Source organism: Prolixibacter bellariivorans ATCC BAA-1284, from assembly GCF_000621705.1.
In the GTDB taxonomy this organism is placed as follows: Bacteria; Bacteroidota; Bacteroidia; order Bacteroidales; family Prolixibacteraceae; genus Prolixibacter; species Prolixibacter bellariivorans.
On sequence record NZ_JHXO01000006.1, the window covers coordinates 205111 to 217866 of the forward strand.

The following is a 12756-nucleotide window of genomic DNA, read 5'->3' on the forward strand; positions in this document are numbered from 1 at the left end:
AATAAAAACCAATGGGAGTAGAGTACACATGTTCCCTTTCCGGAATTACCCGGACAGGTTCAAAGGGTATGTTCTCAGCCTGAAATTTAAGGCACCCCATTGTTTGAAAGCGGTACAAAGGTATAGAAATATTTAGAATCTGTATGAATACCAGGTCGGAACTAGCATGTAGCGTCATAACCAGTGATGGAGCTGACATAAAATCAACGCAATAGAGCTACGTAAAGAAATTGTAAATACCGATAAGGGATGATGCTTGATACCAGAATTAGGAATGGTTGCTCTCTTCCTTTAATTCGTTGGATCTTGGCATTAAGGTGCAGAAATGAGTATGTTATAACACTGAAAATTTGTGGGGAAATTTGTATGTATGGACATAAAAAGGTAATATTGCGCATACTCCTTTTTATTCTAATTGCCTTTTTACCTCACCGGAGTTTGAATGCTCCAAAATTGCTCCGGTGCAAAATGAATTAGAAAAAAGAAAAGGGCTGGTTTTTGCCAGCCCTTTATTCTTTTATATCATGTATCCTTTATGCATTGCTTGGAATTTTCAGTTTCTGTCCGGGGCGTAAGCTCTTGGCATTACTGATGTTATTCATTTTCATGATATCGAAATTGGAAACCCCGGGAAATTTACGTGCAATCGTCCAGAGATTGTCGCCTCTGCGTACCGTGTAAATGGTATATGGTCCGCTAACATCTACCGTTGACGTAATGGTTTTGTTTTGAGGAACTTTACCTGACTGTTTTTGCGCAAGAGTCATGGAGTTATACTGTTTGTAATGCGCTCCTTTTCCCTTTGGTACATAAACAACTAATTTTTGTCCAACGCGAATCAGGTTACGGTGAATATTATTCCAATACCTTAGCTCGGAAGCTCTTACGTGGAACCACTCAGCAATAAATCCCACATTATCACCTCTTTTTACAGTATAATAAACTTTGTCTTTACCTGCGACGTCACCTGGGGTGAAGTATGAATAATGCCGGCTGGGAACAACAATTTTGTTGTTGGGGAAGAATTTATCGCGATTGTATGCGAAAACAAACGATTCCTTATCGATGAAATCCGAAGTCTTGTTGGCCGGAATCTTCAGTGTGTATGGCTTTTTTGCTGTCGCCGGAATAATGTCCCTGCGATATTGCGGGTTTAAATCACGAAGCTCTTCTACCGGAATATTTAGCACCGCTGAAACCTGTTGGAAGTTGAGATAATTATGAACCTGAATGGTATCTGTTACAATATCAAACGAAGGTTCTGTGGGAGACAGATGATGCTCTTTTGCATAGTTCATCACATACGCAGCGGCAATAAATGCCGGCACGTAACCACGGGTTTCGCGTGGAAGGTGGTAGTAGATTTTCCAGTAATTTCGGGCGCCACCGGAACGGCGAATCGCTTTGTTTACATTACCCGGACCACAGTTATAGGCCGCAATTACCAGATGCCAGTCGCCATAAATATTGTACAGATCCTGGAGGTATTTGGCCGCTGCTTCCGTTGATTTCACCGGGTCGCGACGTTCGTCAACATATGAATTGATTTCCAGTCCTAACATTTTACCCGTTCCGTACATAAACTGCCACAGACCGCAGGCACCAGCCCGGGAGAAAGCTCTCGGATTCAATGCCGATTCAATGATAGCCATGTATTTCAATTCCAGTGGCAGATTATATTTGTCGAGAATCTGCTCGAATATCGGGAAGTAATAATTGGCCAGCCCCAGCATCACTTTTACCTGGTCACGCCGTTTGATAGTGTAGAGCGTGATAAAATTCTTGACTGTATTGTTGTACGAAAGATCGATGTACGAATTAATATCCTGAAGCCTGCTGATGTATACTGAATCAGGAAGTGCTTTCTTCAGTGAGTCAGGTAGCGTATTGTAACTGAGACTATCGAATTCGAAGGCATTCTGGACATACCAGGAGTTGACCATCGAATCCAATTTCTGTGCTTCGAGTTCGCTTAAATCTTCGTTCGGGAGGGTATAGGTCTTGTCGTAACCATTGTCGACGGTGTCGAGCTTGGTAACAGCAATAAATTTTGCCTTCTTTAAATCGTAATCGCGGCTGGTCTTGGAATCATCCTTAGCAACCAATGTTGCCGGGAGCAATCCCGCAAATGCCACGAGTATGGTAATTTTCTTCCACTTTCCCATCATATCGTTCTCTAAAATTTGATGTTGACCTTCACGCCAACTGCTTGCCTGCCGTAATAGTTCATTGGTAGAGGTTCTACCCTCATACTTAAATCATCACTGATGTCATAATCGAAAAAGTTAGCATCAACGCTCGCATCAATGATATTCAACACATGCAATGCAAACATACCAATAATTGTTAAATCCCTGTTTCTCCGATAAAAATCTTTGCCGCTTTGCAGCTGCTTGGTTACATAAGTAAAATGTGTGGAGTTGGTCAGATCGATAGACGGATTATTGATGAATTTATCAAGGTATGCCTTGTCTTTAGCCGTCATTTGACTTGGACTACTATACTGCGATATGGTACGGTAGGCTTCAAAATAATCGTTGTATAAATTATTATTCCAACTAAATCCATATATCAAACCAGCAAAACCTCCGTAAATAATCGGAAGTTTCCAGTATTTTCGATTATATATCTGACCAAGACCTGGAAACAGGGCCGAATATATTGACGCTTTTTTCGGTGAATGCTTTTTGTGATAGAGACTTTCAGAAATCTTCACACTGTCATTCGCCGTTTTCAGCACCTGTGCCTGGCTTGCTAAACTACCCCCCAACAGGCATATGATGATAAGTAGCCCCGATAAAACTTTTTTCAAAATGTCGATTCTTTTTTCCGACACAAATTTAGGAATTCAGTCTGTCAAAAATGCCAATGATCCGCTCTAATTCCTTTGGATCGGAAAAAGGAATAACAATTTTGCCTTTTCCTTTGTCATTTATTTTAAAATCGACACTGGTATTGAAGTATTTCGCCAGGTGAGTTTTCAGTTGACCATATTCTTCCGGGAAACTTTGTGTTTTCTTGGGGGCGGCATTTCCTTCACCGTCGTCTGAATTGATTTTCCGAACGATTTCTTCCACTTTACGCACCGAAAAATCATACTTAACGATCTGCTTGAAAATCATTACCTGCGTTTCCGGTTCGGCAATGTTTACCAACGCGCGGGCGTGTCCCATACTGATTTCCTGCTCACGAATACCTTTTTGGATAAGAGCGGGTAGACGCAACAAGCGCAGGTAATTTGATACAGTGGAACGCTTTTTCCCAACACGCTCACTCAGACTTTCCTGTGTAAGCTGACACTCTTCAATAAGTCGTTGATAACTGAGGGCTACCTCAATTGCATCCAGGTCTTCACGCTGGATGTTTTCGACCAAAGCCAACTCCAGCATCTCTTCATCGCCGGCTTCCCTGACAAAGGCTGGAACCTTTTCCAACCCAGCAAGTTTTGCTGCTCTGAATCTCCGTTCTCCGGCAATGATTTGGTACTGGTCATCGTTTAATTTCCGAAGTGTTAATGGCTGAATAATTCCAATTTCACGAATGGAACTTGCCAGTTCTTCGAGTGCTTCCTGGTCAAAATTGGTCCTGGGCTGAAACGGATTAGCCTGAATTTTCGATAATTCAACTTCATTCGATACTGAGGTCGCTTCCTTTACCTGATCGGCATCATCAATCAAAGCACCCAGTCCTCTTCCCAGAGCATTTCGTTTGGCCATAATTCAGAAATTAAATAATGATTAGATTGATTTTATTGTTCGACAGCTTGTTTGCTGTTGAGTTTTGTCATTTCGTTGTTTTGCAATAATTCACGGGCCAGGTTCAGGTAGCTGATGGCACCTTTCGAACTGGCGTCGTATGAAATTGCCGGTACACCATAACTTGGAGCTTCAGACAACTTAATGTTCCGTGCAATAATGGTTTCGAAAACCATATCCTGGAAATGCCGTTTTACCTCTTCATAAACCTGGTTCGACAGGTTGAGACGAGCATCGTACATTGTCAGAAGGAAACCTTCAATTTCCAGCTGTTGGTTCAACCGATTTTGAATGATTTTAATAGTATTGAGCAGTTTTCCCAATCCTTCCAGTGCAAAATACTCACATTGAACCGGGATGATTACTGAATCGGCAGCTGTTAAAGCGTTCACAGTAATCAGTCCGAGAGAAGGAGAACAGTCAATTAAAATAAAATCATAATCATCGCGGACTTTCTCCAAAACATGTTTCATCACCATCTCTCTGTTTGGGCGGTTAAGCATTTCAATTTCTGCTCCAACCAAATCGATGTGTGAAGGAAGAAGTTCAAGATTTTCTGTTTCAGTCTTCAGAATCGTCTTGTGCGGATCGACGTCGTCCACAATACATTCGTAAATGCTCGTGGTTACGTTGCGAACGTCGAATCCTACACCAGACGTTGCGTTTGCCTGGGGGTCGGCATCGATAATCAGTACCTTCTGCTCCAGTACAGCAAGGCTTGCCGCAAGGTTGATTGCCGTGGTTGTTTTACCCACGCCGCCCTTTTGGTTCGCTAATGCAATAATCTTTCCCATTACGTTTGTTTTGGATTAAGAATGTTCGTCAAATTTAAAAATTTACATGTAAACAGATAAATGAAGAACGGAATCGGCAGGCATAGATTGTTAATAACCCTGTCTTTATTAACAATTTCTCGATCAGTAAAGGGGTGGTATCTTGATAAGTGTCAGTTAAACAGAGTGTAAGTGTTTTTTATTTGAGCGTGGAACGTTGATAAATTTTTTGCGTGGAACATCACCGCAGTTGACGTGATATTCATTATCCTAACTTTAAAACGGAAGGTCTACATTGGATCTACATCGATGTTGATTTGAACTCCGGAATTTCCCGGTTGGGTTTTGACTTCATCCAAAATTTCCTGCAGCTTTTTTTTGGCACTAACGATGGAAATTTCACGTTCAATTTTTAGCCAGAATTGCTTGATGTACCAGTTTTGTATTCGGTTAATTACCGGATCTTCCGGTCCCAGAACACGACTACGGAATGAACGTTTCAGCATGCTGGCCAGTTGATTGGCAATTCGTTCGACTTCGCGCTTGTCGCGATGTTTCAGCACCAGGCCGATCAACCGGTAGTATGGGGGATATTTGAAATGCTTTCGCTCGGCGAGCTGTCCCTTATACATTCCTAAATAGTCATTTTGAATGACTTGCTGAATGATGTGATGGTCTGGCTCCGACGTCTGAATAATTACTTTTCCCTGGCGATATTTCCGACCTGCACGACCGCTCACCTGCGCCATTAATTGGTAACTGCGTTCGTACGCTCTGAAATCGGGATAATTGAGCAGGTTGTCGGCATTCAGAATTCCAACCACACTCACGTTCTGAAAATCGAGTCCTTTGGTAACCATTTGCGTGCCAATTAGGATATCGATTTTTCCCGAATCATAATCATGGATGATCTTTTCGAATGATTTTCTTGCCCGTGTCGTATCCAAATCCATGCGGGCTATTCTGGCCTCAGGGAAAATAAGGGAGACTTCGTCTTCAATTTTTTCGGTCCCGAATCCTTTGGTGTTAATTTCATTGCTACCGCAGGCCTGGCAATTGGTTGGGTGATGAATGGTATACCCACAATAATGACAAACCAGCGAATTGTTGTGTTTGTGGTAGGTCAAACTAACGTCGCAATGTTTGCATTTAGGAACCCAGCCACAGGTTTTACATTCGATGAACGGAGCAAAACCACGACGATTCTGGAACAAAATAACCTGTTCATTTGCTTCCAGCGCTTTTTCAATTTCCTCGAAGAGCAGTGGCGTAAAGTGTCCCCGCATTTGCTTCCGTTTGTAGGCATCCCGCAAATCGGCCGTAAGTATTTTCGGCAGTTCAATTTGCTTAAAACGTTCCGAAAGCTCTACCAATCCATATTTCCCCGAAAGGGCATTGAAGTACGATTCGATAGCGGGTGTGGCAGTACCCAATAAAACGCGGGCTCCCGTCAGATGGCTTAAAACAATTGCCGCATCTCGAGCATGGTAACGCGGAGCCGGATCGAACTGCTTATAGGAATTTTCGTGCTCTTCATCCACAATGATCAATCCGGGGAACCGGTATGGAAGAAAGACAGAAGAACGGGCACCAATAATAACCTGATATTGGTTCTCATCGGATTCCGGATCAAAATTTAGAACCTTGTTCCAGATTTCCACCCGTTCGGCATCGTTGAAACGGCTGTGGTAAATTCCGGCTTTGTCGCCAAAAACCTGCTTCAATCGCTGTACAATTTGAGTTGTCAGGGCGATTTCGGGCAGGAGGTACAAAACCTGTTTATTTTCCTGAATATATTTCTTTATGAGACGGATATAAATTTCAGTCTTTCCACTGGAAGTCACCCCGTGAAGCAAGGTGACCTGCTTTTCCTCGAGATTTTGCTCAATTTCGGCGTAAGCCTGTTCTTGTGCCTGACTTAATTCAAATCCTTCCCGGATATTTCCGGCGTACTGACTGAGGCGGTCGACCCGTCTTTCAGCAAGCTCAAATACTCCCTTTTTTATGAGTGTATTCAGTGTAGCGGTTGTTGTTCCCACTTTTTCCAACAGACGTTTCTTGCTGTATTCTGGTATTGCCTCCTCATTTCCGAATCGGGTATATTCCAGAAACCGCATCAACAGCTCTTGTTGTTTGGGCGCCCGCGATAAATCATCAACCAGTTCAGTCAGCCGGCTTTCGCCTGAATATGCTTCTGCCAGCCGAACAAAGGTTTCTGTTCTTGGCTTGTATCCTGAGCGCAATGATTCTTCTACCGAGATAGCGCCGCGACTTAACAACGACTTAATGACAGAATAAGCATTCCCTTTTTCATCGGCACGGTTCAAATCAGATACCGAAGATATTTTCCGGATACGAAGAAAAGTTAAAATCAGACGCTCCCGGGAAGACAAGTCGTTTTTATCTTCCTCAAATTCCGGATTGAAAATAACCCTTGTTTCACTTTCCAGTTTTAATCCGGACGGAAGAGCTGCCTTCATTACTTCGCCCAACGAACAGTGATAGTAAGAGGCAATCCATTCCCAAAATTCGAACAATTCCGGATGAACGACCGGTTGCTTGTCCAGCACCGTTTCAATGGATTTGATCTCATAACCCGATGGTTCTTCGTTGTGGATTCGGTGAATCAGTGCGGAATAGAATTTTTTCTTTCCAAACTGCACAATGACGCGCACTCCAGGTTGCAGCTCGCCATTCATCTCTTCCGGAACCGAATAGGTAAATTTTCCCGGTAACGGAAGAGGCAGAATAACATCGACAAAGCGCTGTGGGTGGTGTATCATTGACGTAAAAACAGTTTGAAGCAAAACTAATTGATTTCCCTAAAGAACAAAAAAGCCGGAGAAAACTCCGGCCGATGTGTATATATTTTCAGATGTGGCAAAATTAAATCGAGAGCATTCGCAGTACTCTTAGCAGGTGCTGGTTGACCGATTTTTCGTTTTTGATGGCTTTATTGAAAGGTACATGAACAATTTCATCGAATTCAATACCCACCATCACACTTTTCTGATCGTCGAGAAGTGCTTCAATTGCAGCAACGCCCAACCGGCCGGCCAGAATACGATCGGAAGCGGTTGGCGAACCACCGCGCTGTACATGACCTAAAACAGTTACACGAACATCGTATTGCGGATATTCCCGTTCAATTTTTGAAGCAATACTAAAAGCACCTCCGGCTTTATCGCCTTCAGCCACTAAAACGATGGATGATTTTTTATTTTTACGGTATCCTGTTTCGATGTAGGTTTCCAGCGTTCCCATGTCGGTCTCAAACTCGGGAATCAGAACAGCTTCTGAACCTGCTGCAATTCCACCGTTCAAGGCCAGAAAACCGGCGTCTCGACCCATTACTTCAATAAAGAACAGACGCTCGTGAGCAGTTGCCGTATCGCGAATTTTATCGACCGCCTGAACGATGGTATTGAGCGCTGTATCGTATCCAACGGTAAAGTCGGTTCCGAACAAATCGTTGTCGATGGTTCCGGGTACTCCTACGATGGGAAAATTGAATTCCTGAGCAAAGATGCGGGCACCGGTAAAGGTTCCGTCACCACCGATAACCACCAGGGCATCGATGTTTTCTTCCTTCAGGTTTTGATAAGCCTTTTCGCGGCCTTCCTTAGTCATGAACTCCTTACTTCGGGCCGATTTTAAAATAGTACCACCCGACTGAATGATGTTACTAACATCACCGGATTTCATGATCTGAAAATTCTTGTTAATCATTCCCTTGTAACCATAGTAAATTCCGACTACTTCGCGGCCAAAATAGATGGCACTTCGGGTTACCGCACGGATAGCAGCATTCATTCCGGGAGCATCACCACCCGATGTTAAAACGGCTATTTTTTTAATGCGACAGTCGCTGTACATATCGGGGGCAGGCATGCTGAGAATATTCTCCTTCATTTTGTAGAAATTTGAATCTGAGCCAAAAGTAACGTTGATGACGACTTTTCACCAACACCCTATGGTTAATTTATTATAAATAAAATGACTATTTCGTGAGTGTTCTGACTCTCTCAGCCACATCTTCCATCAAATGCCAGGGAGTGGAAGTGGCTCCACAGATACCAACTTTTTCGATGTTTTGAAACCATTCCGCTTCCACTTCTTCCGGAGACGAAATGAATTTTGAATTTGGATTGGTTTCCTTGCTGATTCCGTACAACATTTTTCCGTTAGAGCTTTTTCTTCCGCTGACAAACAGGACCAAATCGAAACGGCGGGCAAATTCCCTGATACCGGGAACACGGTTGGAAACCTGCCGGCAAAGTGTATCGTGAATGATGACATCGGTACCCCGCTGTTTAATCTCTTCAGCCAGTTTGTAAAAGCCATCCATGTCTTTCGTGGTTTGAGAGAAAAGCTCTACCGGGCGATTGAAGTCAATGCTGTCTATATCATCGGCGGATTCGATGACAATTGCTTTATTATTAGTTTGGCCTACCAAACCATTCACTTCAGCATGTCCTTTCCGGCCATAAATGACTACCTGTCCATTACGTGCTTCCTGCTCTGTCTGACCTTTTCTAACTCTTTCCTGAAGTTTCAAAACGACGGGGCAGGTGGCGTCTAACAGGGTGATGTTGTTTTTACGGGCATGTTCATAAGTGGAAGGCGGCTCGCCATGGGCACGGAGCAGTACCGTACAATCTTTTAACTGAAAAAACTGTTCGTGATCGATGGTAATTAATCCTTTTCGGGAAAGACGTTCCACCTCAGAATTATTGTGAACGATATCACCAAGGCAATATAGACTGTCCTCTGTTTCCAGTGTCCTTTCTGCCTTCTGAATCGCGTTCACTACGCCAAAGCAAAATCCCGATTTGCTGTCAATCTCAATTTCCATTGCGATTCAATCTTTCCATTACTTTCTCAAATGCCCAGTCCAGCTGTTCTTCAGGTGTGAAGTAGCTGTTGTCGAGAACTATCGCATCGTCCGCTTGTCTGAGTGGACTCTCTTCCCGGTTCTCGTCAATGTAGTCGCGCTCTATCACATTGGCTTTTATCTCTTCAAATGAAATGTCTTCACCCTTGGCTTTTAGCTCGTCGTAGCGGCGTTGGGCCCTCACTTCGGGTGAAGCCGTCATGTAAATTTTCAGTTCGGCATCAGGGAAAACAACCGTTCCAATGTCCCGACCATCCATGACGATTCCTTTGTTCTTGCCCATTTCCTGTTGAAGAGCAACCAGATGTTTTCGAACTTCACCAATGGTTGCTACCGGACTGACACTCCGGGAAACCGGTAACTGTCTGATTTCTTCTTCTACGTTTTCGCCGTTGAGGTATGTTTCGCTTTTTCCGGCAGCTTCGCTATATCGAAACGTAATTTTAATCTGATGGAGTTGTGCAGTTAGGTCGGCTTCGTCTACTTTACCTTCGGCAATTAAATTGTTGCGAAGACCGTAAAGGGTGACAGCACGGTACATGGCGCCCGTGTCGATGTATGCATAATTCAATCTTGATGCCAACGCTTTAGCGAGCGTGCTTTTACCACAGGAGGAATGGCCATCGACAGCGATGACTATTTTTTTATTTTCAGACATGTTGTTCTCAGTTTGCAGGGCAAAGATAAGTTTCTTGATGAAGAAACGGAATGGAATATCCCCTGAATCAGGGGAGGAATTGAGAAAGGTTGGTACTGATGGAAAAATGGTGAGAAGCTCCGGCAATGTGATACGAAGCAAGTCCATAGCTCAGGTTGAATTTGGAAATGCGAACGCCAAATCCGGCAGAAAAGCCAACCATGCCCGGGCGAGACTCAACCGACAGTTCTTTTCTCCGTTGGTGGTTATAGCCAACACGAATCGTGAAATTCTTACTGGGCAGCAATTCCGCACCCAAAATAAGGTGCCGCATCACTTTGGAGACACTACTTTCGGAAGTTGTACCCGTTAATGAGGAAGTGGTTGTTCCTGATGTTACTTCGTTGTAGGTTAAATTCCAGTTGGTGAGATGATGCGCCGTAAACATGAGCCGGAGCGGTGCATGTTCCAGCCGTTTTGAAAAACCAAACTGCAAGTCAAATGGCAGTTTTTCGTAATTTCCATCCTGGTAATACGTTGTGATTTGAGTTCCGATATTTTTGGCCACCAGTGCAACGGTGGATTGATTGTCGCGACCGGAAAGGATAAGCCCGGCATCCATCGCCAATCCAAATGAATGATACGTTTCGAGAACGGAATAAATAGGCTTGATGTTGATTCCTCCGCGCAAGCGAGGCGTTATCTGTCTGGCCCAGTAAATGTTCAGTGCATACTCGGCTGCCCGGAAGGTACCGGTAATGGTGCCGTCTTCGCGGGCTTCGATGAATTTTCCGTAGTCGATAAAATGTATACCTGCAGCGACTGTCCCTATTTTGTTGAGGTGCCAGGCATAGGACGCATAGCCGAATTTGATGTCCGAAAAATAATCCACATAATTCAGGACGAGTTGATTGCGCATGGTATCTCGCAGCAGAGCCGGATTATGAAAAACCAGGTCTAAATCATTATCATCCAATGCTACCTGATAGCCTCCAAGAGCTGCAGACCGGGCGGATGTTGTCAGATCGAGAAAACGGTACGTTCCTTCACCGCCCACCTGGCCGAATGCCATCCGGGATGCAAGAAGTAATAATACAATTAGTAGTCTGGTTTTCACGTAAGCCTGAATTATTCGTGCCTTTTCGCAGTAGTCTCCTTATGGGAAACCACAATGATTATGCTAAGATATGTTTTTTGCTGAATAGTGTGGAAATGTGTTTTACCAGTTTTCCTCTTTCAGGTTTTCCACAATCTTATAAACGATGGGGCAAGCTTCGCGGTTTTTCTGTGTGAGATTCAGAATCTGGACGAACTTCCGGCGATTGGTATGTGGATATTCGCGGCAAGCTTTTGGACGACTTTCATACACCATGCAATAGTTATCGGGCATCAGAAAAGGGCAGGGCGTTTCGTTGAAAACGTAGTCGCCTTCGTTGTCAACATGCAAATACTGGTCGATGAACGCCGGCGGTTTCATCTTCATGTGCCTGGCCAGCCGGTCGATGTCTTTCTCAGTAATAATCGGGCTAAAGTTGCTGCAGCAGTTGGCACAATCGAGGCAGTCGAATTCCTGAAATGCTTCATCGTGCAGTCTCGACACAACACTATCGAGTTGTTTTGGTTTCTTTTTCTTCAGTTGAGCGAAAAACTTGCGGGTCTCGTCCTCATTGCGCTGAGACAGTTCCCGGACGTTCTTCGCGTTTACTTCGATGTACTTCATCCTGAATATTCTTGAATGCTTTTTTTCTGATTCTCATTTGTGCCAGGAATAATCCGGCAATCACAATGGTAATTCCGGTTAATTTTTGGAGCGAGAGTGTTTCTCCCAAAATCAGCCAGGCAAAAATTGCCGTGAAGACCGGAATGCTATTCATGAAAATGTTGGCTTTGTTGATTCCTAATTTTCCCACACTGTAGGTGAAAAACAGGAAAGCAAATCCGGAAGCGAAGATGGCGAGTTTCAGTATCGCGATAAGCGAATCGACATTGACCGGCGTATGTATGAAGCTATTCATTTCGAACGTCATCCAAAAGGGCAGAAAGTAAAAAATGCCAATGAAGCTTTGGTAAGTGACAATGCTGGTAGTATTGTATTTTTTCGTCAGTCCTTTTAATACAACAGTGTAACCGATGGTGGCCAGCACGGCAACAAATTCCAGTCCTATCCCCAGTAACGAAGCGGACAAATTTTCGGAAGTATCCAAAACGACCACGGTTACGCCGGCAAAGGAAAGGATGATTCCTAAAATGGTACGAACCGATACTTTTTCTCCGTGAAAACGGGAAGCGGCCAGTGGTGAAAACAACGGTATGGTTGCTACAATAACTGCAGCAACGGTGCTGGCAACGTATTTCAAACCAAAACTTTCGCCCATGAAATAGAGGAATGGTTCGAAGAAGGCCAGCAGGATGAATGCTTTCCAGTCTTTTCGTTCAGGTTTCATTAACCTGCCCGTAAGCTTGGTATAAATGAACAAAAGTACCGTCGCAATTACCAGCCTGAAAAATACAGTGGTCAGCGGGCCATATGCCTGGTAAACGATTTTTACCCACACAAAGGAAATGGCCCAAAAAGCCATTGCCATAATGGCGGCCAGGTATACAACTATCTTATTTTTCACAACGTGTCATTTTGAACCGCAAATGTATCCATATTTTTAGATGAGACACCTAATTGTTGTCAGGTTGGTAAAAGAA

At 43.9% G+C, this 12756-nt stretch carries 11 protein-coding genes; all 11 read right to left on the reverse strand.

The annotated features are described in order from the left end of the window. Positions 1-533: 533 nt before the first annotated feature. Positions 534-2168: a lytic transglycosylase domain-containing protein gene (locus T426_RS22945; RefSeq protein WP_051538540.1), complete on the reverse strand. Its 1635-nt coding sequence runs from the start codon at positions 2166-2168 to the stop codon at positions 534-536. A gap of 8 nt (positions 2169-2176) precedes the next feature. Further along, a complete protein-coding gene (locus tag T426_RS22950) occupies positions 2177-2812 on the reverse strand; it encodes a DUF5683 domain-containing protein (RefSeq protein ID WP_148303681.1) in 636 nt (211 codons plus the stop codon). A 28-nt stretch (positions 2813-2840) separates the two neighbouring features. Beyond that, complete coding sequence (locus tag T426_RS0106385; protein WP_025863342.1) at positions 2841-3716, reverse strand: ParB/RepB/Spo0J family partition protein; 876 nt, start codon at positions 3714-3716, stop codon at positions 2841-2843. Positions 3717-3748: 32 nt separating this feature from the next. After that, a complete protein-coding gene (locus T426_RS0106390) occupies positions 3749-4549 on the reverse strand; it encodes a ParA family protein (RefSeq protein WP_025863343.1) in 801 nt (266 codons plus the stop codon). A 269-nt stretch (positions 4550-4818) separates the two neighbouring features. Beyond that, the gene (gene priA, locus T426_RS0106395) at positions 4819-7311 is read right to left on the reverse strand and encodes a replication restart helicase PriA (protein WP_025863344.1); all 2493 of its coding nucleotides are present in this window, start codon (positions 7309-7311) and stop codon (positions 4819-4821) included. 103 nt (positions 7312-7414) lie between these two features. After that, a complete protein-coding gene (pfkA, locus tag T426_RS0106400; RefSeq protein WP_262502813.1) occupies positions 7415-8440 on the reverse strand; it encodes a 6-phosphofructokinase in 1026 nt (341 codons plus the stop codon). 88 nt (positions 8441-8528) lie between these two features. Beyond that, positions 8529-9383 carry a 4-hydroxy-3-methylbut-2-enyl diphosphate reductase gene (locus tag T426_RS0106405; RefSeq protein ID WP_025863346.1) on the reverse strand — a complete coding sequence of 285 codons (855 nt, stop codon included), beginning with the start codon at positions 9381-9383 and terminating at the stop codon, positions 8529-8531. Continuing rightward, positions 9373-10080, reverse strand: coding sequence for a (d)CMP kinase (gene cmk, locus T426_RS0106410; protein ID WP_025863347.1), 708 nt, complete (start codon positions 10078-10080; stop codon positions 9373-9375). The genes T426_RS0106405 and cmk overlap by 11 nt, the downstream gene beginning before the upstream one ends. A 67-nt stretch (positions 10081-10147) precedes the next feature. Beyond that, positions 10148-11176: a type IX secretion system protein PorQ gene (gene porQ / locus T426_RS0106415; RefSeq protein ID WP_051538542.1), complete on the reverse strand. Its 1029-nt coding sequence runs from the start codon at positions 11174-11176 to the stop codon at positions 10148-10150. Positions 11177-11278: 102 nt separating this feature from the next. Next, positions 11279-11779 (reverse strand): YkgJ family cysteine cluster protein, encoded by a 501-nt coding sequence (locus T426_RS0106420; protein WP_199898463.1) that lies wholly within the window; start codon positions 11777-11779, stop codon positions 11279-11281. Then, entirely contained in the window at positions 11724-12680 is a 957-nt protein-coding gene (locus T426_RS22955; protein WP_025863350.1) for a DMT family transporter, read from the reverse strand. Before T426_RS22955 ends, T426_RS0106420 begins: the two co-directional genes overlap by 56 nt. Between the last annotated feature and the right edge of the window lie 76 nt (positions 12681-12756).